General features: G+C 38.4%; 21 protein-coding genes. 16 read left to right on the top strand and 5 right to left on the bottom strand.

Going from position 1 to position 21,837, the window contains the following annotated elements:
• The first annotated feature begins 18 nt into the window (after positions 1 to 18).
• The 4 genes from ACJJVX_RS07590 to ACJJVX_RS07605 all read left to right on the top strand — a co-directional run bounded on the left by ACJJVX_RS07590 (position 19) and on the right by ACJJVX_RS07605 (position 3,147).
• On the top strand, positions 19 to 993 hold the full coding sequence (locus tag ACJJVX_RS07590) for a transposase (protein ID WP_405630870.1): 975 nt from the start codon (positions 19 to 21) through the stop codon (positions 991 to 993).
• Between the two features lie 231 nt (positions 994 to 1,224).
• Positions 1,225 to 1,698, top strand: coding sequence for a DUF4410 domain-containing protein (locus ACJJVX_RS07595; RefSeq protein ID WP_054455302.1), 474 nt, complete (start codon positions 1,225 to 1,227; stop codon positions 1,696 to 1,698).
• Positions 1,699 to 1,810: 112 nt separating this feature from the next.
• The gene (locus tag ACJJVX_RS07600; protein WP_054206214.1) at positions 1,811 to 2,623 is read left to right on the top strand and encodes a helix-turn-helix transcriptional regulator; all 813 of its coding nucleotides are present in this window, start codon (positions 1,811 to 1,813) and stop codon (positions 2,621 to 2,623) included.
• 155 nt (positions 2,624 to 2,778) lie between these two features.
• A complete protein-coding gene (locus ACJJVX_RS07605; RefSeq protein WP_054206213.1) occupies positions 2,779 to 3,147 on the top strand; it encodes a VOC family protein in 369 nt (122 codons plus the stop codon).
• A 263-nt stretch (positions 3,148 to 3,410) separates the two neighbouring features.
• Here ACJJVX_RS07605 and ACJJVX_RS07610 read toward each other — a convergent pair whose 3' ends face one another.
• A complete protein-coding gene (locus ACJJVX_RS07610; protein ID WP_054206212.1) occupies positions 3,411 to 3,962 on the bottom strand; it encodes a YkvA family protein in 552 nt (183 codons plus the stop codon).
• A gap of 217 nt (positions 3,963 to 4,179) precedes the next feature.
• Here ACJJVX_RS07610 and ACJJVX_RS07615 point away from each other — a divergent pair, with 217 nt between their 5' ends.
• Complete coding sequence (locus ACJJVX_RS07615; RefSeq protein ID WP_342883916.1) at positions 4,180 to 5,409, top strand: DUF3667 domain-containing protein; 1,230 nt, start codon at positions 4,180 to 4,182, stop codon at positions 5,407 to 5,409.
• Between the two features lie 184 nt (positions 5,410 to 5,593).
• Here the strand turns inward: ACJJVX_RS07615 and ACJJVX_RS07620 are convergent, their stop codons facing one another.
• Genes ACJJVX_RS07620 through ACJJVX_RS07630 form a run of 3 tightly spaced genes read right to left on the bottom strand, consistent with a single transcriptional unit; the run spans position 5,594 to position 9,961 of the window.
• Positions 5,594 to 8,020: an ABC transporter permease gene (locus tag ACJJVX_RS07620; RefSeq protein WP_405630873.1), complete on the bottom strand. Its 2,427-nt coding sequence runs from the start codon at positions 8,018 to 8,020 to the stop codon at positions 5,594 to 5,596.
• Complete coding sequence (locus tag ACJJVX_RS07625) at positions 8,013 to 8,702, bottom strand: ABC transporter ATP-binding protein (protein ID WP_054206209.1); 690 nt, start codon at positions 8,700 to 8,702, stop codon at positions 8,013 to 8,015. Before ACJJVX_RS07625 ends, ACJJVX_RS07620 begins: the two co-directional genes overlap by 8 nt.
• An 11-nt stretch (positions 8,703 to 8,713) precedes the next feature.
• Complete coding sequence (locus tag ACJJVX_RS07630) at positions 8,714 to 9,961, bottom strand: efflux RND transporter periplasmic adaptor subunit (protein ID WP_405630876.1); 1,248 nt, start codon at positions 9,959 to 9,961, stop codon at positions 8,714 to 8,716.
• Between the two features lie 173 nt (positions 9,962 to 10,134).
• Here ACJJVX_RS07630 and ACJJVX_RS07635 point away from each other — a divergent pair, with 173 nt between their 5' ends.
• The 8 genes from ACJJVX_RS07635 to ACJJVX_RS07670 all read left to right on the top strand — a co-directional run bounded on the left by ACJJVX_RS07635 (position 10,135) and on the right by ACJJVX_RS07670 (position 16,988).
• Positions 10,135 to 11,508 carry a sigma-54-dependent transcriptional regulator gene (locus ACJJVX_RS07635; RefSeq protein ID WP_405630879.1) on the top strand — a complete coding sequence of 458 codons (1,374 nt, stop codon included), beginning with the start codon at positions 10,135 to 10,137 and terminating at the stop codon, positions 11,506 to 11,508.
• On the top strand, positions 11,498 to 12,799 hold the full coding sequence (locus ACJJVX_RS07640; RefSeq protein WP_405630881.1) for a sensor histidine kinase: 1,302 nt from the start codon (positions 11,498 to 11,500) through the stop codon (positions 12,797 to 12,799). The genes ACJJVX_RS07635 and ACJJVX_RS07640 overlap by 11 nt, the downstream gene beginning before the upstream one ends.
• A gap of 362 nt (positions 12,800 to 13,161) precedes the next feature.
• Complete coding sequence (locus tag ACJJVX_RS07645) at positions 13,162 to 13,413, top strand: hypothetical protein (protein WP_054206205.1); 252 nt, start codon at positions 13,162 to 13,164, stop codon at positions 13,411 to 13,413.
• Between the two features lie 199 nt (positions 13,414 to 13,612).
• Positions 13,613 to 14,080 (top strand): GNAT family N-acetyltransferase, encoded by a 468-nt coding sequence (locus ACJJVX_RS07650; RefSeq protein ID WP_054206204.1) that lies wholly within the window; start codon positions 13,613 to 13,615, stop codon positions 14,078 to 14,080.
• Between the two features lie 272 nt (positions 14,081 to 14,352).
• Positions 14,353 to 15,012: an outer membrane beta-barrel protein gene (locus tag ACJJVX_RS07655; RefSeq protein WP_054206203.1), complete on the top strand. Its 660-nt coding sequence runs from the start codon at positions 14,353 to 14,355 to the stop codon at positions 15,010 to 15,012.
• A gap of 251 nt (positions 15,013 to 15,263) precedes the next feature.
• Positions 15,264 to 16,265 (top strand): fatty acid desaturase, encoded by a 1,002-nt coding sequence (locus ACJJVX_RS07660; RefSeq protein ID WP_054206202.1) that lies wholly within the window; start codon positions 15,264 to 15,266, stop codon positions 16,263 to 16,265.
• Positions 16,266 to 16,339: 74 nt separating this feature from the next.
• Complete coding sequence (locus ACJJVX_RS07665) at positions 16,340 to 16,591, top strand: TIGR03643 family protein (protein WP_054206201.1); 252 nt, start codon at positions 16,340 to 16,342, stop codon at positions 16,589 to 16,591.
• Between the two features lie 169 nt (positions 16,592 to 16,760).
• On the top strand, positions 16,761 to 16,988 hold the full coding sequence (locus ACJJVX_RS07670) for a hypothetical protein (RefSeq protein WP_054455286.1): 228 nt from the start codon (positions 16,761 to 16,763) through the stop codon (positions 16,986 to 16,988).
• Here the strand turns inward: ACJJVX_RS07670 and ACJJVX_RS07675 are convergent.
• Complete coding sequence (locus ACJJVX_RS07675; protein WP_405630943.1) at positions 16,966 to 18,171, bottom strand: MFS transporter; 1,206 nt, start codon at positions 18,169 to 18,171, stop codon at positions 16,966 to 16,968. The two genes, ACJJVX_RS07670 and ACJJVX_RS07675, sit on opposite strands and share 23 nt — an antisense overlap.
• Positions 18,172 to 18,355: 184 nt before the next feature.
• On the opposite strand from ACJJVX_RS07675, the gene ACJJVX_RS07680 reads away from it, so the two are divergent.
• From ACJJVX_RS07680 to ACJJVX_RS07690, 3 genes are all read left to right on the top strand, one after another.
• On the top strand, positions 18,356 to 20,110 hold the full coding sequence (locus ACJJVX_RS07680; RefSeq protein WP_405630885.1) for a vWA domain-containing protein: 1,755 nt from the start codon (positions 18,356 to 18,358) through the stop codon (positions 20,108 to 20,110).
• 327 nt (positions 20,111 to 20,437) lie between these two features.
• Positions 20,438 to 21,070, top strand: a complete 633-nt coding sequence (locus ACJJVX_RS07685) for a sigma-70 family RNA polymerase sigma factor (protein ID WP_405630887.1) — start codon at positions 20,438 to 20,440, stop codon at positions 21,068 to 21,070.
• Positions 21,063 to 21,638 carry a hypothetical protein gene (locus ACJJVX_RS07690; protein WP_054455279.1) on the top strand — a complete coding sequence of 192 codons (576 nt, stop codon included), beginning with the start codon at positions 21,063 to 21,065 and terminating at the stop codon, positions 21,636 to 21,638. The genes ACJJVX_RS07685 and ACJJVX_RS07690 overlap by 8 nt, the downstream gene beginning before the upstream one ends.
• Positions 21,639 to 21,837 lie beyond the last annotated feature (199 nt).

Consider the following 21,837-nt stretch of genomic DNA (forward strand, 5'->3'; position numbering starts at 1 on the left):
AAACAAACAGGGTGTCCTATGGCAATCGCAAGAAAGCGTCAAATAAGTTTGGTTGATACAAAATACTATCATTGTATTTCTCGCTGTGTACGCCAAGCATTTTTATGCGGTGAAGACTGTTTTACAGGGAAGTCTTATGAGCACCGCAGAGGGTGGGTTGAAGAGAAGCTACTGAGTCTAGCCAAGGTATTTTGTATTGATGTGTGTGCTTATGCAGTAATGAGTAACCACACGCACTTAGTGCTCTATGTTGATGATAAAAAAGCAAAGAGGCTGAATGATAAAGCCATTATTATCCGCTGGCATAAACTCTGTAAGGGCACTTTGCTTACTCAAAAATACATGCAAGGTGAAAAGCTAAGTAAAACAGAGCGCATGTTTTTTAACCAAACGGTTGAGCAATATCGAGAGCGCTTAGCAAGCATCAGTTGGTTTATGCGACTATTAAATGAAGACATTGCGCGTAAAGCTAATAAAGAAGATGGTTGTACAGGCCGATTCTGGGAGGGAAGATTCAAATCACACGCATTATTAGATGAAGCCGCCATAGCTGCTTGCATGGCTTATGTCGATCTAAACCCCATCAGAGCCAAAATGGCGAATATCCCTGAAGAGTCAGCCCGCACCAGCGTACAAAAACGCATTGAAAGTGCAAAGGAAGGCAAACAATCCAAACAACTACTGCGCTTTGCAGGCATGCCCAGACAACAAATGGCAAAAGGATTACCGTTTGAGTTAAAATCTTATCTTGAATTAGTAGAGCTCACAGGGCGATGCTTGCGTGAAGATAAGCGCGGCCACATTGAAGAGGCAAACTTACCACTTTTAGATCGCATCAATATCTCCCCAGAAAACTGGTTAAAACTCACTACACACTTTACCCGCGTATTTCATGGTGCAGTTGGTAGACCGTCATCACACACAAGTTACTGTGAAAATTTAAACAGAAAACGACGCAGCAACCTCAGCAACTGCGAAAAACTTCTGGCGTAGTGTTCACACTCATTTAAAACTTAAAATTGCTCTTCAAGGGAAAAGCGTATGTGCCCGCAATGTAGACTCCTGCATTTTTGAATTTAGTCAAATTCATTGAAACTGTGTTTAAATCGTGATTATGTCGAAAATGTTCACTTACTAATGACTTCAAGCGATGTGTTTATTGTTTTGCTTCCAATAAATAATTAAGATGGGTGTCAACTTAAGTTCTGTTTACCATGAGAAATTATGAAAAACGTTAGATTTTTAGTGACTATATTAAGCTTTGTTGTATTAACAGGTTGTTCAAGTACAAAATTAATAGTTGAACGTAGTTACACCTACCAATTGTCAGATGTATTTACTCAAGAGGTTATTGATGAAGCGAGCGTTCCAGAAAAAGGGATGTCTCTATTCAAAGCAAGGCTAGAAGCACAAATGAGTCAATTTGGACTAAGCACTAGTAATGATGCTAATAAGAAAATTGAAATTACCTTCATTGATTATAAAATGAGGCATGGCGCAGCCAGAGCGTTAGGCGGTTTCATGGCTGGCACAGATAATATTTCAACGATAGTTGTTATTAAGGATGTAAAAAGCGATGAAACTATCGCTAGGTTAAAGGTTACGTCAAGAAATAAAGCTGCAGTAGGGACATCAAAGGGACTTATTGAGGATCATGCAGATAAAATCGTAACATATATTAAAACAGGGAAGTATTAAGTCGGAGGTCTTTTTATATGTTGTGTAGAAACATTAAAAGTCACCAGAAAGATCTGATACATATGGCATGTTAGTATACTCAGTGTGAATTTCGTACTGATTTGGATGGCTTATGGATTACAAAACATTTTTACCAAGTAAAGATATAGCCTCTTTTGTTAATTTTTTCTGGACACTCGAGGTCTCTCCAGAAGAAAATTCAGAAAAGCAGAGAATTGTACCTGATGGAAGTATTGAATTGGCTTTCATTTTAGGTGATGACATTAAAAGGTACACTTCAGGTAATCATTATATAATTCAACCACGTGCAATGGTACTTGGGCAAACCGTTTCCCCTTTTTATATTCAACCGACAGGTTATGTTCATACCTTTGCTGCCAGCTTTTTACCTTATGCTTTTTCTAATTTCGTTTCTGAACCCATCAATAATCTAAAAAATAAAGAAACATCAATTTATGAATTGTTTGAAAGCAATGAATCAGAGGAGCTAGAAAAAAGTATTATTAAAGCTCTAAACACAAGTGAAAGAATTGAAATACTTGAAGCATTTCTTTTTTCAAAACTTAGTAATCCGCGAACTATTGAAAATGTTGTAAAAGCAACCGTTGAGATTCTCTTTTCGAACAATGGCAATATACCCATTAACAAAATTATAAATTCAGATCCCAATCAAAAACGACAATTAGAAAGAAAATTTTTAGATATAGTTGGAGTTAGCCCTAAGAAGTTGAGTAAGCTTATTCGCTTACAAACTGCTTTGAAGTTATTAATTAATCATGACGAAAGCCTTACTAATATAGCGTACAAATGCAATTACTATGATCAATCTCATTTTATTAAAGACTTTAAAGAGTTTACAGGGGTAAAGCCGCGTAACTTTCTTGGTGACAAAAGTATGGCTCTTTCTTTGCTTTTCTATAAATAAACGGCCCTGTCGTTTTTTTACAATTTATTATGCTTTCCTATGCCTATATTGAAAATGTGGTCGTTCGAAGAAATACGAGTGAGAACGTTCCCATCAATAATAGTGTTAGTGACTCGGTTTACTGACTGTAAAACGTAAATAATAAGGAGAGTGAAATGCAAAGTTTGGCATCGATTTTTGAGATCCCTGCGACCGATTTAGATCGCGCTGTAAAATTTTATAGCAACATTTTTACTTTAACCATCGAAACTATGGATATTCCAGGAATGAAGATGGGGTTATTTCCATATAAGGATCAATCTACGGTTGGTATCATTATTCAAGGAGAAGGTTATTTACCCTCTACTGCTGGCCTTACATTGTATTTAAATGCAGGTGAAGACCTACAAGTCGTTCTATCTAAGGTTGAAGTGTATGGCGGGAAAGTACTTGTATCCAAAACATCCCATGCGGACGAAAGTGGCTTTTTCGCATTGTTTATAGATACCGAAGGAAATAGACTTGGTTTACATTCACCTAACTAAGTAGCTCATATTTTAGACTGTTTAAATTTGATAAGGGTATTAAGAAGATGACGTTAAGAAAGTGGAGCTAAAAAGCCACCCACTTTTAATACTGTAAATTTAGATATTTAATTCGGGGAATGGCTTTATGTTGTGTGTACAAAGCGTATCTATTATCAATAAATATTAGGGCTGGATGCGTTACTATAATTGGAATCTATAATTGGAATTAAAGGCAATAAAAGAGCTTAAATCAGCTTTTATTGCCTTGTAGTTGGTCGTGCTTAAAACACTGAGCGAAATGAAGAGCGTCCAGATGAGCGACGCTCATTGCGACGACTACGCATGCGGCTGTGTAGTTCGCGACGTTTTGCGTCTAGCCATTCATCACGAGTAACGGTTGCGTTACCATTGCGGCTTTCTTCACGGCTACGATAGGCGCAAAACTCTTCAAATGCTTCAACATCGTCACTAAACTCGCCAGCAACCAGTTCAATCATAATCGCGTCATCTAAAAAGCCTAGTACGGGAATATGATCAGGCACTAAATCTTCAGGATCACTAAAGTAAGCCAAGGCACTTAATATTTCTACGCGTTCTTCTTCAGGGATTTGCCATTCAGTATCTTCAATCATTGCGACAAATGTTTCTAATTTTTGGATGCGAAGGCGAACAAACTCAGGCACATTGTCTATTATATTTGAGCTGATTTTTTTAGCATTATTAATTATTACCTGCTCACTTAGTAATTTAGCGCCCTGTTGTGCTTTACGCATTACATCGCGAAAGTGCTCTAAATCGGTATCTGATAATTCAAACTTAACTTCAAACGCCATTATAATTCTCCTGTATTGGCTATATGGTCACAGTAAATAATCGCTATGACAGACAACATTAACATTAGCTTATTGTCATTGTTGAATTTAGCAGATCCTTTGGCAGGCAGCACGTTTAATAGTTGGTTTTTTATAAAATATTTGTAATTTACATGTTACATCGTGCTATTGTTTTATGTATTACTTAATTGATAGTTTAAATAGTCATAGTGAGCTTATGTCTCAAGAAAATCAGGTAGTGAATATAAATAGTTCACTTTCTTCACAAGAAGAAGTCTCCGTTATTAATGATAGTGAGGCGGTGGCTCAAACGCTTTGTGATAATTGCCACCAATCAGTTGAAGGGGCATTTTGCTCTAACTGCGGGCAGTCGCTCGACTCCACGTTAAAGTATTTTTGGGTGGTTATTTTACATTTACTCGATGATATTTTTAGCTTTGACTCCCGTGCCAGTCGTACTTTATGGCCGTTAATATTTCGCCCCGGTTTTTTAACTAATGAGTATTTTGCAGGTAGGCGAGTGCATTACGTGCCGCCACTGCGCTTATATTTATTCATTAGTATTGTGTTTTTTTTAACTCTAAAATTAACTGTTTCTGGAGAAGACCAACAAACGATTGAAATGAATAATAATAAAGCTGCTATTACTCAAGTTACAGAGCATATTAAAACGCTTAATGAAAAAAAATTACAAGCTCAGCCGACACCAGATAATAAAAATATAGCGAGCATTGATGCCGATTTAGCGAGGTTTAATCGCTACCTTGATGATTTAAAGCTTGATATTTCTATTGCTGAAAATGCCAAACTGGTGAGTACGACTCGACAGCTTGCTACCATAGAACTTGAGCGCGTTAAGTTAGGCACAGATGACAAAAGCAATAGTATTACTATTTCAAATAGTGCTGATGGTAGTTTGTCATTTGATTTTTTATCAGATGAAAGTAATAAGAAGCTTGATGATTCTGCTAAAAAACTAGCAGAAAAAGCGAAGAAAACGTTTACCACGGATACTAATCGTTTAATCAATGAAGTATTAGGAAAACTACCACAATTAATGTTTGTACTTTTGCCTATATTTGCGCTGTTACTTAAGGTGATTTTTATCTTCTCAAAGCGTCTTTATATGGAGCACTTAACTGTGGCACTGCATAGTCATAGCTTTATTTTTGTCAGTTCATTATCAATTGATCTGTTAGATGTCGCACATGATCATCTTGAAGCGCTGGGTGGTGGGTTTGCTACTGTTGCGGCGAGTATTTTAGGATTCATTGGATTTGCTTTGCTGATATGGATACCTATTTACTTGTTCATAATGCAAAAACGTATTTACAAACAAGGTTATATATTCGCTTTTTTCACTTATGGTTTTGTCGGTATTATCTACTTTATATTAATGGCATTAACGACGGTTGTGGCAATTGTTTGGGGTTTAACCGAAATTTAGACTTTAAAATAAATAATAAAAAGAACCGGTGTAATCTTTGTGCACTTAGTATTATTAACCCTAATACCACTTAATTGCGCGTGTTTTAGACGAGCAATCAGTGGTAGAGGTAAATACACAAGCTTTAGCTATCTTAGAAAGTAACTTGTAGCCTCGAAATATGGCTAATTTTTATAACCTTATATTACTCATATCGCAGTGCGTTAATTGGTCTTTCCTTAGCTGCAATGGCTGATAGCGAGCCAACTGTTACCCATGCAATCACGAATGCTAATAATGCTGCTAACACAAACGGGAATATCGACAAATCAACACGGTATACAAAATTATTTAACCATTGCTGCATGATGAGGTAAGCGATAGGCCAAGCTATAACGTTGGCGATTAATACCTGCTTTGAAAACTCTTTATTAATCAGCATTACAATATCAAATACCGAGGCGCCTAATACTTTACGAATGCCAATTTCTTTAGTCCTACGCTGGGTTGTAAAAGACGCCAGACCAAACAACCCTAAACACGCAATAAATATGGCGAGTAATGAGAACAGGTTAAATACAATAAATTCTTTGTCTTCTTGTTGGTACATTTGTTCGAATGTCTCTTCTAAATAAGCAAGTGATATAGGTTGCTCAGGGATTAAAGTTGCCCACGTTTGCTCAATAAAGTCGCGAACTTGAGTTGCATTTGTGTCGTACTTAATTGACATTGAATAGCCCGCGTCGCTATTTAATAAATGATAAGTGGGGCTAATCTCAGTTTTTAGCGATGAGAAGTAATAATCAGTTGATACACCCACAATCGTTGCAATGCTTTCTTTGCCGTGGCGTCCGGCGAGTACTTTAAATTGCTTACCTACCGCTTCTTGCGCACTAAATCCTAAACTTTTTGCCGCCATTTGGTTTACTACTACAGAAAAGGCGGGGGTTGGATTTTCGTCACTTGGTTGCTGGTATTTATCTGCAGGAAAATCAAGACTAAAGCTGCGACCGCTTATAATATTGATGTTGTAACCAGTAAAGTAATCTTCATCTACCGATAATACTGGCATCATCTGAAATACATTTGTGATTGGGTTTATAAGACCAAAAGAGTCGGTTAATGTGCCTGTAGGAAAACGTGAGCTGGCAGTTACATTAATAATGTTGGGGTGTGATTGCAGCTGAGTTTTTAATGCATCACGTTTACTGCTCGCTTCGTTAGTATATAAACCTCTTATTACAAAGGTGTTCGACTTATCATAGCCAAGCTCGATGTTACGTGCGTAGTTTAGCTGTGAACTGGCAACTGTGGTCGCAACAATTAAAATAATTGCCACACTAAACTGAAATACTACTAGCCCTTGGCGAAGGAGTGCCCCAGCTTTACCTTGAGTTACTTCGCCTTTGAGTACCTTTGCAGGTTTAAACGCACTTAAATAAAATGCGGGGTAGGCGCCAGAAATAACTCCAATCACAAGACCCAATAATAATAAAGTGAGTAGGAGTGTGCCATCTAAATAATTAAAGCTCAGTGTTTTGCCAATAAAGCTCGCAAACATGGGTAAGCTTGCTTCAACTAACGCCATTGCAATAAATAGCGCAATATAACAAAGCATGATTGCTTCAATCATAAACTGCGCAACCAGGCTATATTTTTTAGCGCCTAAGGTTTTACGAACCCCGACTTCTTTGGCTCGTTTGGTTGCGGTTGCAGTAGATAGGTTCATAAAATTAACGCAGGCAATTAATAGGATCAGCGCCGCGATAATACTGAACGAATAGACGATATTTATATCACCATTGTTTTTAAGTTCAGAATACAAATTTGATTTTAGGTAAATATCAGTCACAGGTATTAAGGTGTAATGCAAAGAGTCACTGGTGTTAGCCCGAATGTGATTGTCTAAAAAATCAGGGATTTTTGCTTCAAGTGCTGCTACATCAGTAAGTGGCGCTAACTTAAAATAGGTCGAATAGTTAAAGCTTGGGTTTTGATCCCAGTTTGGATTATTCAAAAATGCAGGCGCTGTGCTCATACTAATGAGTGCAAATACATCTAAGTGGGTACGTTTAGGTAAATCCTTGATAACACCCGTTACTTTAAGTGAAATACGGTTTGCTAATATTAATGTCTCACCTACCGCATTTTGATTTGAAAAATGTTTCTGGGCGGCAGATTCAGTTAGAACAATTGAATTAGGTGCGCTTAATGCTGTAGCACTGTCCCCTTGGAGTAATTCTAATGAGAAAAAATCAAGGGTATTACTATCAGCCAGTAGTATGCCGTCATCGCTAAAGTGCTGGGTGCCGTAACCTAAGGTTGCACCTATTTCACGAAGGCGAGCAGCTTCAACTATCTCATCAAAATAAGCGCTAAAACGCTCAGCGTTATACACAGAGCCCGGAGCAAAATTTTGCTCTGGGGAGCCCGGTACAGTTAATTTTAACGAAGTACGGTAAATGTTGTTATGATCTTCAATAAAGGTGTCGTAGCCAAGCTCCGACTCCACAAAAATAGCCATGCTAATACAAATAGCAAGGCCGATTGCTAAACCTAAAATATTAATACTTGAATATAGCTTTTGTTTTAAAAGGCTTCGATAAGCGATGGTTAAGTAATTACTAAGCACTACGCGCCTCCTGCATATTCTGAGATACAATATGGCCGTCTAATACGTTGATCACGCGGTGTGCATAATTAGCATGATGATCAGAGTGAGTGACCATGACGATGGTGACTCCTTCACGGTTTAATTGCGCTAAAAGTTGCATCACTTCTTCGCCGTTTTTAGAGTCTAAATTGCCAGTTGGCTCATCGGCAAGCAGCATTTTTTGCTCAGCAACTATCGCTCGTCCTACTGCAACTCTTTGTTGTTGTCCCCCTGATAACTGCTGCGGGTAATGATCTTTACGATGGGCAATGTTTACTTTTTCTAAAATAGCTAATACGCGTTGTTCGCGTTCTTTTTTGCTAATTCTTTGGTAGACCAAAGGGAGTTCAACATTTTCAAATACGGTAAGTTCGTCAATTAAGTTAAAACTTTGGAAGATAAAGCCAATGTTGTCTTTGCGAATATCAGCTAATTTGTTTTCGGTAAACCCACTGATGTCCTTGTCGTCAAAAATATACTCACCTTGGTCTATGTGGTCTAACATACCGACAATGTTCAGTAAGGTTGATTTACCCGAACCAGACTGGCCCATAATAGCTACAAACTCACCGCGTTCAACGGTTAAAGATACACTGTCAAGAGCGTAGGTTTCGACCGATTCAGTTCTAAATATTTTGCTGATGTTGTTAAGGTTGATCATGGCAATTGCCCTTAATTTATTAATTTGATTGATTCTATGTTTTTATAATTGCTGTAGCTTGAGGTGATCACGCGATCTCCTACATTTAAGCCCGACAGCACTTCAATGAATTTATTATTTATTTGGCCAAATTTTACCTGTTTTTTAACAGCCACTTGGCCACCTTCTTCAATGACAAATACCCACTTGCCCGCGGTATCTTGGTAAAAACTACCATTTGAAAGCATTGTGGCAGGCTTTGCATCAGCGAGTAATAACTCCATTTGCAAGCTTTGCCCTCGACGAATACGCTGTGGTAATAAGTCATTAAAAGTTAAATCAACTTCAAAGCGACCATTTGATACTTCAGCGTAAACCTTGCTCAGGGTTAAGGTATAGGCTTGTCCAAGATGAGTAAGCGTGGCTGTTTGCCCCGCAAAAACTCGGCCAAGGTAGAATTCATCAATAAAAGCGGTGACTTTATATTCATTCATAATGTCGACTTGGCCAAGGCGTGAGCCGCGTGCTTTAGATTCTCCTAATTCGGCATTAAACGAGGTCAGTTGGCCATCAATTGGGGCTTTGATTATCAAGTTTTCAAGGTTTTTACGTGCAAAGCGTAGATTTTTATTTAGCTGGCTCACACTGTCTTCAAGTTGTGCTATTTGCGTCGTTCTTATTATTTCATCCTGATCTTGTTGTTCTACCACAAGCGTACGGCGATCTTTTAAATACAGTGTTCTATCAATGACTGTTTTTAGCTCATCTTGTGAAACAAGGTTGTTTGCTACCAGTTTTTTGTGTTGCGCCATTTTTCGCTCGCTTTGCTTAATTTCAAAGTCTAGTTCTAACAAATTACGCTTTAGGTTTAGCCTATTTTGGTCAATGGCTAATCGGGTATTGTGCAAGTTGTTTAGCTGCTCTGAGATTTGTGCTTCACGGGAAATTACATCTAGCTGTAAACCTGTGTTACTCAAAGCGAGGAGCTTATCGCCTTTTTTAACGATTGCTCCTTCTTCAACAAAGCGTTGCTCTACACGGCCGCCTTCAATGGCATCAAGAAAAACTGATTTACTGGGGGTGATATTACCCCGTAATGGGATCATATCGCTAAATTCGCCTTTTATCACAGTGCTAACTTTTACCTTGTCGCTTGCAATGTTATACCGACTACCACTGCCACTGACTGTATTGCTTAACAGGAAGTAGCTAATTGCCACTGCTGGTAAGGCTAACCACCAGAGTTTAAAAGTGCGCTTTTTTGTAATCAACTTATCCATAACTATCCATCTAAAACTCAACGTTGGTATAGATATAACAAGTTGTGTGCCAAAAAATATAACTCTTATAAAACATGTTGTTACTATTTATTTTACTAATTTAAAAAATAAAGGTGTAAAAAAATTAAACACTTGATGTACGATATCGTACAGTTCGATTGAAGGAATAACCCATGAGCCTCTCAGATAAAGCAATTTTAGTGGTAGACGATAATGCCGAAATTTTAATAGCCACTAAAATGCTATTAAAACAGCACTATAAAAAAGTAATGACGCTGGATAACCCTCACGATATTGCGCAAGCTTTTGCCAAACAGTCTTTTTCTTTGGTTCTGCTTGATATGAACTTCACCCGTGACTCAACCTCAGGCGCAGAAGGCTTTTACTGGTTGAAACAAATTAAAGCGCTTGATGAAGATGCCGTGGTTGTGCTGTTTACCGCCTTTGGAGATATGTCGATGGCAGTTGAGGCTATTAAGCTAGGCGCTAGTGACTTTGTACTTAAGCCTTGGCAAAATGAAAAGTTACTGGCGACGGTGGCCAATTGTATTGACTTAAGTACACAACGACAAAAAACTAAAAAGCTTAATCAAATAGCCCAATTGTCGCTTGCAGCACAGAATCGCCCATTTGAAAACCTGATTGCAGCAAGTCCCGCTATGGAGCTGGTTTTTACAACCATCGAAAAAGCAGCAAAAACAGATGCTAACGTATTGATTTTAGGCGAAAGCGGCACAGGTAAAGAGGTGATTGCACGGGAGTTTCATAAACATTCATTGAGAGCAAAAGACACATTTTTATCAGTTGATATGGGGACTATCGCAAGCTCGCTTTTTGAGAGTGAGTTGTTTGGGCATACCAAGGGGGCTTTCACTGACGCCAAAGAGAACAAACAAGGGCGATTTGAATTGGCTGATATGGGGACTTTGTTTTTAGATGAAATAGCTAACACTCCCTTAGAATTACAAGGCAAACTGTTAACAGCCATTCAAAATAGAGTGATCACTCCCGTTGGTGGCAGTAAACAAATAGAGATAGATATTAGGCTTATTACTGCCACTAACGTGAACCTTTACGATAGGGTGCGCGAAGGTAGCTTTCGACAAGATTTGCTCTATCGAATCAATACCGTTGAGATCACACTTCCGCCACTCAGAGATAGGCCACAAGACATTCCATTGCTGGTTGAGTTTTATACTCACTTATACAGTGAAAAATATAAGCTTCCTGTAAAGAGTATTAGTGATAACACCTTAGATGAATTATTTACCTATGCATGGCCTGGTAACATTCGAGAGTTGCAACATTTAGTTGAGCGGGCGGTTATTTTATCAGATGGTAAGCAATTACATTTTCAGCTTGCAAATGCACAACACTGCGAAGCAATAGCACTTAAACCGATTACTTATAATTTAGCGGAGATTGAACAAATAACTATCGAGCAGGCGCTTGCTGATTTTAAAGGCAACATCAGTCATACAGCTAAAGCACTGGGGATCACCCGTCCTTCTTTATATCGAAAAATGGAGAAGTACGGTGTTGAATAAAACCAGCTATCATGTATTAACACTATTTATTGTTGCATTAATATTCAGTTGCTTAGGTTTGTATGGTGTGTTTTTTAGTCATGCAATATTACTCAGTACCATCTCCTTTATGGCTGCGTTAATTTGTGTGGGCTTGACCTTAAAAATATTTTATAAACAACAGGCGCAATTTAATGAAGTTATCAATGCGCTTAAGTATCAAGATAGCAGTTTTAGACTGAGTGCAGAGCATACACTGGGCGCCAAAGAGCAAGCAATTTGCAACGATCTCATTCAGCGTGTTCAAGCCGATAAATTCCAACAAGCCGAACAAGTCGCGCTTTTTGAGACCATGCTGCAACACGTTGATGCAGGTGTTATCCTCACTAAAAATCAGCGCGATATAGTGGTGTGTAATAATAGTGCAAAGCAAGCATTGGACATTCGTAATACCAACACGGTCAACGAACTTATGGCATCACTGCCTGTCCTCGAGCTGGCAAAGCAGGGAGAGAGTGTTGCAAATGATATGTTGTTTAAATACCTTGCCTTTACCTATCATAATAACCAATATGAATTATGGCTGTTTACGGCCATTTCTCAACAAATAGAAAGCACCCAAATAGACGCTTGGCAAAAGCTGATTCGCGTTCTTATTCATGAAATAGGTAATTCAGTTGCACCAATACATTCATTAGCAAACACGCTTGTCACTATCACTGAGCAGCAGCTCGTCCATGAATTGGCAGATAAAGATTTAGTAGATGACTATCTACAAAGCCTTAATGCGATTGGTATTCGTAGCCAATCTTTGTTGGGTTTTGTGGAAGACTACCGGAAGTTGACTCATGTACCGCATTTAGATTTACAGCCAATATTGGTTCAGGACCTTTTTGACGATTTGCAGCCTTTGATTAATGCTCAGTTATTCGACTGTGATATTACATGCAACTTTGAAATTGAACCTAAGCAGCTTAGTATTTCGGTTGATAAAAAAATGTTAGAGCAAGTGCTTATTAACCTGCTAAGTAACGCAGTAGAGGCCCTAAAGCTGAGTTGTAAGCCTGAAAAAACAATATCGATTTCGGCAAAAATTAATCGCTATGGCAAAAGTGAGATTAAAATTAACGATAATGGCGATGGCATAGAATCAAGTGCATTAGAGAAAATTTTTATCCCCTTTTTCACCACCAAAACAAAAGGCTCAGGAATTGGGTTGGCGTTGAGCCAACAAATAATCCATCGTCATAAAGGACGGATAAAGGTCGAGTCTGAAGTTGGTTTGGGGGCTAGTTTTACGTTGGTTTTATAATGGGGGATTATACCCAAAACGCATCTTGAGGTGGCTTGGTATATAGGTCGATCATTTAGATGACGATCATTGAGATAGTAACCATCTCAGATGCTGTAATAGTGATAAGTATTGAATCTGCACTCTTCAAATAAAAAGCTTACCTAAAACATTCAAGCGACAGCTTTTTTAACCTCAAAAACTAACGCTTATAGTGCAATAAGGCAATAAGGCAATAAGGCAATTCTCAACGGCGATAATGACTATAAAAGTAGAAAACGACTAAACGATTGAACCAAAATAGGAACTTGGCTATGGTTGATGCATCAATAAAAATAAATTTAAAAACGAGCAACTTCATTGGCTCGTTATTGGTACATTAAATGAAAACGGTCGATAAAAAGTCACGTCTTATAGCGCGCATTTTTGGTTTAGCTTTTAGTTTTCTTTTATATAATTTATTAGTTGTTGGTGCGCTTTCTTACAACTCTATGGGGCGTGAAATTACAATCACAGCAAGTAGCAACCCCGTCAAATTTTACTTTGGTATAGTTTGGTGTTTCGTTATGGTTTTGGTATGTGTTTATTTCGGTATTATTGCAAAATTAAAAACCGAAGAGTCATGTAGTAAATAGTTATAGGTGGTGTATCTAGTATTGAAGCGTCTTGAACCTAATGTTATAAATGTTGCTTTATTTATGATAAACAGTCATCTAAGCGCTAGAATTCAAGTTTGAATGGATTGTACATAGGCACAACCACAGTTAAGAATTTAAAACACCTGAATGGATTGTTGTATTTAACTAAAGTAAGTGGCAATAGGGATTTAAGTAAATGATTGCAAAGTTAGATAGCGCCAATGATGCAGTGGCAAAGCAAATTTATACTATTTTTCAACGTTCTTATACAATTGAAGCGCAGCTAATCGGGTCGCTTAACTTTCCTCCATTATCTCGCACCGTTAATAATATAAAAAATTCGACAACAGTTTTTTATGGTTATTTTGCAGAAGAGTGCCTTGCAGGTGTAATTGAACTAGCGATAACGAGTAAGCAGTTAGAAATAAATAGTTTAACGGTAGGCCCCGATCATTTTAGAAAGGGTATCGCAGATAAATTAATAGACTATGTGTTAAACAGCTTTGTAGCCCCAACCAACATAACAACCGCAGTCGTTGAAACTGCCGTGCTGAATGGGCCTGCTATTAAGCTGTATAAAAAACATGGCTTTGTTGAGTTTAAAAGGTGGATGCCAGATCACGGTATAGAAAAGTTAGCAATGCTGGCAGAAAACCTGAATTAATAACCTGAAACCTCAATAATAAGTTTACTAAAAATAGTTATTTCATTATTCAAGTACTTGAATTTAAATATTACTTTTTATTTAAAGTGTAACGTTTTTTTAGTTACAAAAACCAGAATTCAATCTTGACGCGGGGCTGTACTAGGTAATTGAATTATGTCACAAGTAAAGTAATGCTGTTTTATTAATCGGAACTAAATTGTCCGGTAGTCTGGTTTATTTTATGTTAAGTGTTTATTATATTTAACAATTACATTAACTTTGAGACTTAAATGAAAAAAATTATAATAGGAGGAGCTCTTTGTGTACTTCCTTTATTCTCTCACGCAGAAACAAAAATAATAACAGAAGTTTTAATTGGTAAATCGAGTAACGATATTTACTCTTTAACGGAATCAGAAAGCGCTAAAAAGCATTACTCATCCAAGCAAAATACGAATTCTACCGGCTTTAGGGTAGGTTTAAATTTTACAGATTACTTAACCGTTGAATTATCGAAACATAAACATGGTAGTAGTGATAATATCGCTACAGTAATTATGCCTGAGCAACATGGTTTTTTAGAGCACCGTTTCGAGGCTGAGATTCCAATAGATATAGAATCGATACGATTTGGTGTCAAAGGCGAGCTTGAATTATTTGATGATTTTTCAGTTAACGGGCGGTTTGGCCTTGCTCATTGGAATTATACTGGGAGCACCCCTTTAAAACTTTCTCATCCTTCATCGCATTATGATATTGGCAAAAGTGGTAACGCTCCATATGCTTCACTTGGGTTTGATTACAAATTAACAAAAAATTTGTATGTAGGTTTAGAGTATTCACTATTTAAAGCGAAAGACAAAGCAGAGGTAACTGATCTTGGTGTTGCCACTCATTCATATGAACATAAAGTAAAAGACTTGTTATTAGTTGTTGGTTGGAAGTTTTAATTACTAAAGCAAGATAACTTGATTTCAAAAACAACCCATTTGAAGCGCAAAATGGGTTGTTTCTTACTTTTTGCTTTTAGGCATTAATACATCGGATTAAATAGCTGCTCTTCATATTTTGCTGAGCTATTAATACTTTTAAGTGCAGTGCTTATTTCATCAGGGGCGGGGGGACGTATCCGCTGATCACTATGGAAGGTTTATCTTGATTCGGGTATCATCTGTGCAACTTTGATTCTCAGTTGCTATTTATGACCACGTTAAGTGCCAAGGAAAACATTCAAGCCATTGTTAAGGCTATTAAAAGTGAAGAAGCACGGCTTCGTCAAAAACACCCACTGTTAACCCACCAAAATACCTTAGGGTTAATTATTTTGCTCTTATCGCTTAGTGCATTTATTGGTGTGGGGACTTTATATTACTTTGCAATCATCCCTGCGTGGTTGTGTATTATTTTAGCTGCTATTGCCGCGTCGATTTCGCATGAGCTAGAACACGACCTTATTCATAAGCAATATTTTAGTAATCAGCCATTTATGCATAATTTTATGATGCTGACAGTATGGCTTATGCGACCTAATACGGTTAACCCGTGGTATCGCCGTAAAATGCACTTACATCATCATAAGGTGTCCGGCACAGAGCAAGACCTCGAAGAGCGGTTAGTCGGTAATGGTATTAAAAACCCATTCTTACGCGTATTAGTAATTGTTGATGGGTTACTTGGATTATTAATTAACGCTAAGCGCTTTAGTAAAGAAATCAAAGGCTTTAGTTTCTTAAACGTATTTAATGCAGGTTTTCCTGTCACAACGGTGTATTTTGCTATTTTATACAGTGTGATTGTGTTTCATGGGGTTAACGTATTTATGCCGCTTGAACAAAGTTCACCGGCGTGGCTTTTGGATATTATGGCTGTGTTTGAGTTTTTAATGGTGGTATTAATCGTGCCTAACATTATTCGCTCAAGCTCACTTAACTTTGTTACCTCATCAATGCATTACTACGGGGGAGTGAATAACATGCTTGAACAAACACATGTGTTAACTAGTCGTGTGTTTATGCCATTTAACCTGTTTTGTTTTAACTTTGGTCATACCCATACTATTCATCACTTTGTGCCTAATCAGCCGTTTTATTTACGCCAAATGATCAGCAAAAAAATCCTTGAAGTAATGAAGCATCACGGTGTGCGATTCAATGATTTTGCTAGTATAAAACAAGCTAATCTGTACCAAGCAAATAATACGTAAGGCGTTCGTATTTCTTTAGCACTTTATTGCACCGAAATTGATGCTACTGCGTATAAAATCAATTTAGGTGCAATATGCAGTTCAGTGATAGTCAAAAATCTCGAATTATTGAAATGGCGTGGGAAGATCGCACGCCATTTGAAGCGATAGAAAACCTATATAGTTTAAATCACTCCCAGTTAGTTGGCTTTATGCGCAGCAATGTATCTGCGGGTTCGTTTAAAGTATGGCGTAAACGCCATGCAGGGCGAACAACAAAGCATCTTAAGTTACGCGATCCCGCCATTATGCGAAGCCATTGCAAAACACAATATAAAAATCGTTAAAGCTTTTGTTGCTTGAATTCAAGTATTAAGTAACACTAAATCACACAGCGCTAAAAGAGCTGAGACTGTTTTGCTCATTATCAAATCGTTATTTTAATGATGCTTGAAATAAAAACACATCACGCCATGTCTTCTATATAAGTAATGCGAGTTATTTGGAGATAATAATATGTGTTCATCAGTGAAAAGTAGCCGAGCAGTAAAAAAATCGCAGATAAACTTTGATAACGAATTAAGTGATCAGCAGCGACTAAGCTTTGCCGCTAAAGCTAACTTGGCGCAAGTGCGCCGTGAGCAGCGTGAGGCTATTAATAAAAAGTGGGCGCAAAAGCATGCTGTAAAATCGCCCACTCATTTTAGTGTACTACAATGGTTTAAACGTTATTTGGCATGGTGACATTACGTCCACCGAGGTAGCCAAATATGGCACATAAGCCGCTGGCGAGCGCGCATAACCACAACGTGGTTGACCAGCTACCAAAGTGGCTATGTAACGAGCCAGCTAAAATAGGCCCTGATGCGGCAAGTAAGTAACCAAAACATTGCGCCATACCTGAGAGCGAAGTCGCTTGGCAAGAATCATGCGTGCGTAAACTTATAAACGACAGCCCCAAAATAAAGCATGCCCCAGAGCAAAACCCTAATGTAATTGACCAAATAGATGCAAACTCAGGCAAGTATAGTAGCCCCAGTGAGCAGCAAGCTGCTAATAATGCCAATATACAAGTAAGTAAACGTTGATCTTTTAATTTTGCCAATAAAGGAATTAGTATGATACCTGGTATCGCTGATGCTACCTGAAAGCTCCCTTGCAGTGCCCCAGCTTGCTGTGCACAGTGGCCACCTTCAATTAAAATACTGGGTAACCAACCAATCATTATGTAAGTAAAAAACGAATTTAACCCGAGTAGTAAAGTAATTTGCCACGCCAGCGGCTGACGCCATACTTTTATGCTGTTGGTATTATTGAGTAGTGCTTTATCAGGTTTTGTATGTAGCTTTAATTGCGGCAACCAAATGACAAGACTTACAATCGTGAGTAAGCCATAGCAGGCTAGCGCCAGTTGCCAGCCCATATTTTTGTAGTCGGCCAAAGGGATAATTAATGCTGAATAACTGCCACCAAAAATACCCATGGCAAGCACGTAAGAAGAGGTCATCACAGCGACTTTATGAGGAAAATCACGTTTAATTAAGCTTGGTAAGAGTACATTGCCAATGGCTATACCCACTCCAATAATCGCTGTGCCGAAGTAAAGAGCGGAAGCAGAGTCAATTAATCGAGAGCTAAGGCCTGCACCAATAAGTAAAAGCGCAATAAAAAGAGAGGTTTCAAGCCCTTGCTTTTTGGCTAAGCTTGCTGCCATTGGGCTGGCTAAAGCGAATGCAATTAAAGGTAACGTGGTGAGCATACCGGCTTGTGTTGGCGTTAAGCTAAACGCCAAAATGATTTGATCAAGTACCGGTGCAATTCCTGTGACAGGTGCGCGTAAATTGGCGGCAATAAAAAAAATACCGAGAATTAAAATAGCAGAAGAAAATAAAGTGCGATTAGCTGGAGTGGAATACAAAACTAACATCATCAATTATGAAAAACGTAGCCCTATGGTAACTAATCGTCAGAGAACTTGGTAATAAATGAGGTGAAAGTAATAAATTTGGAGGAATAAAATATTATTTAATTTATTAGTTAAAAATTTAACCCCACTTCTAAAGGTCATCCGTTAATAGCATTAGTAGCAGTGTATTAAACAAGGTGACTCTATGAACAACTCTTCAAAAAAAATTAATGGTATAAAATGTAACTATCGTTTAGCAACAATTAGCTTTAGTGTTTTGTTAGGGCTAACGGCCTGTAACCAAAGCTCAAATAAAATGAGCGAAAAGGCAAATGATGAGAAAAAACAGCAGTCTGAGGCAATTGTAATAATTCAAAGCAAACAAGAAACTAATGCACGAGTCAATGATGCAATACAAACAGATGTGCAAACAAGACGACGTCTGGCTCCTGTTAGTTATGCCGCGCAGCCACAAGGGTTAATGCTTTCAAACGTTATGATAGAAAAACGCCCTGATCCAAGTAATCATATTGTATTTTCGACAGAGCAAGATCGTGAAAAATACATAAAGTCACAACAAAACCCCGTTAAACAGGCTGCTATTGAGCCTGTTTCTACTTTTTCGGTGGATGTGGATACAGGCAGTTACAGTAACGTTCGTCGTATACTAAATGCAGGTAAGTTACCACCAGTTGATGCAGTGCGAGAAGAAGCGTTTATTAATTATTTTAGCTACGATTACAGCGCGCCTACAAGTATAGACACGCCCTTTAACGTGCATACTGAACTGGGTATTGCACCGTGGGATGAACGTAGGCAGCTTGTAAAAATTGGTATTAAAGGATTTGAAATTGAAAAAGCAGATTTAAAAGCTGCAAATTTGGTTTTTTTATTGGATGTATCGGGTTCAATGAATACGCCAGACAAACTGCCTTTATTAAAAACCAGTTTAGCCATGTTGACTAAACAACTCGATGAAAATGACTCCGTGGCAATCGTTGTATATGCCGGCGCAGCTGGTGTTGTGTTGCCTGCCACTAAAGGTAATGATCATCAGGCAATAACCACCGCGCTAAAACAATTAGCTGCGGGAGGCTCAACCAATGGTGAGCAAGGCATTGAGCTTGCGTATCAAATAGCACAGCAAAACTTTAAAAAAGAAGGTGTGAACCGAGTGATTTTAGCCACCGATGGCGATTTTAACGTCGGCTTACAATCGACCGAGGCGCTTAAAACGCTGGTGGCCGACAAACGTAAAACAGGGATTGCGTTAACTACGCTGGGTTTTGGTCAAGGCAACTATAACGATGGTTTGATGGAACAATTAGCCAACATTGGCAATGGACAACATGCTTACATTGATAACATCAACGAGGCACGTAAAGTACTGGTTGATGAGCTAAGTAGTACGATGCAAATTATTGCCAAAGACGTAAAAATTCAGGTGGAATTTAACCCGCAGCAGGTGGCTGAATATCGCTTGATTGGCTACCAAAATAGACTGCTTGCTACGCAAGACTTTAATAACGATAAAGTTGATGCAGCAGAGCTTGGCGCGGGGCACACGGTAACAGCCCTTTATGAAATTACACTAGCAAACTCGCCTAATAAACGTATTGATGACTTACGTTATAAAACCACACAGCACAAAAGCAACGATAGCCAAGAGCTTGCGTTTGTTAAAGTGCGTTATAAACAACCAAATAGTGAGCGCAGTGAATTAATCAGCACTCCAGTATTTATGCCAAAAAACGATAGTGACTGGTTAGATACAAGTACAGATTTTAAATTTGCGACTGCGGTTGCTGGGTTTGCTCAGTTACTTAAAGGTGCAAAATACACCAGCGACTGGCACTATGAAGATTGCACTAAATTAGCGATAAAAAATAAGGGGAATGACCCGTTTGGCTATCGTAGTGAGTTTATTCAGCTGGTAAAAACTGCTGATGTCCTTCACTAAAATATAAAGTACTAGGGCGTGTTGACCTTTGTGGATTGAAATTTGTTCAACCTAGGGGTGATTTAATCGCGGCGCGAGGTTTGTAACCTAGCGGGCTAAGTAAAAACCGAGCAACAAAGAGTCAATCGCCCCTAGGAAGAACCCTTTGGGCAGCGCATGTTTGGCATTTATACTGCGTTATCGCCTATTTCTGGGGAACAACCACACAGCATAGGCGCTGCCTTGTCTAAATACCAAACATACTGCTGCAAAATTAATCACGAAAGGTCAACACGCCCTAATGTAAGAGGCTAATATATAAAAATCAGCCATTCATAAAGGGGCGCCATGAAAGACGAGAAAAACGTAGCAGATGAAACGCTAATGCTTAAATATGGCCAAGGTGATGTGCAAGCATTTACACTTTTGTACACACGGCACAAAAGCAGCCTTTATCGCTATTTTGTTCGTCAGTGCTCATCGGTAGCGCTAGCCGAAGAGCTCTTTCAAGAGGTGTGGAATAAACTGATTAAAGCGCGTTCAAATTATCAAGTCAGCGCAAAGTTTACGACTTGGTTGTATCGGATCGCCCATAATGAGCTTGTCGATTATTACCGCCGTAGTGCCACCTACAATAAAGTAATAGCTGCGAATGATGACCACAATATTGATGATAAATCAGGGAGTAGTTTGGAGTATACCCCAAGTGAATGTGTGTCGAGTGAGCATGCAAGTATTCAGCGTGAGCATGATGAAGCGCTTTATTTATCGCAACAAGCACATTACTTAAAAGCATGCTTAGCTCAATTACCACGCCAGCAAAAAGAGGCCTTTTTATTAAAGCATGAAGCAAGTTTTACATTAGATGAAATTGCTGAGTTGGTAGGGGAGTCCGCTCATAATATTAAAAGTAGGATACGTTATGGATTGGCCAAACTAAAACAGTGCATCATGCATAAAATGGTGGGAATAGATGACTGATAAATTCACTAGTAATAAGATTGCTTCGCTTTATCGTGATGGTGCAACAGAGCAACCAAGTTCAGCGCTGGATCAACAAATATTGCAAAACGCAGTGAATGCAGTGCAGCCCAAAGTAAAATCAAAACGTTTTTATCAAACGTGGTATGGGCGGCTATCAACAGCAGCATCGTTAATGTTAGTTAGTTTGCTGTATTGGCAAAATACAGATCAATTTACCTCTGTAAATGACTTGCCAGCTCTCGAACCTGACGCGAACATTAATTCAACGCCATTCATTAAGCGAAGTGAGCGTGCAGCCCCAGCCTCGTTACTCGCAGAACCAATGGCTGATGAGCTAAAGCTTGAAGTGCAAACAGAGTTACTGCGTAGTCGTAGCATGAAAAAGCAAGCACCTGCGAATGACTTTGCTGTTACGTTAAAGCAGGTTGATATGTTTCTTGCTAAAGGCCAGCCTGAAGAGGCCAAGTTATTGCTAATTGAGTTATTGGAAAAATACCCCGAACAAAAAGTACAGTTAGCGCCTAAATATAAAGAACTGCTTGGCAATAATATGGGTTTAAAATAATAAATAGCAGATAACTTAAAGGCTACTTATACCCAAACCACCTCAGTTTGGGTATAGCTTCACAATTGTGATAAATGTGGCGTAAATATTCAATAATAACGTTAGCTCAACAGGTAATGTGACTGCATATATTTTATGTATTTACCTATTGATAAAGTGAGACGTTATTTTGAATTTAGCAAATCAGCCCCAAGCTCTT

Origin of the sequence: Pseudoalteromonas sp. Ld20 (genome assembly GCF_045064175.1) — a bacterium.
In the GTDB taxonomy this organism is placed as follows: domain Bacteria; phylum Pseudomonadota; class Gammaproteobacteria; order Enterobacterales; family Alteromonadaceae; genus Pseudoalteromonas; species Pseudoalteromonas neustonica.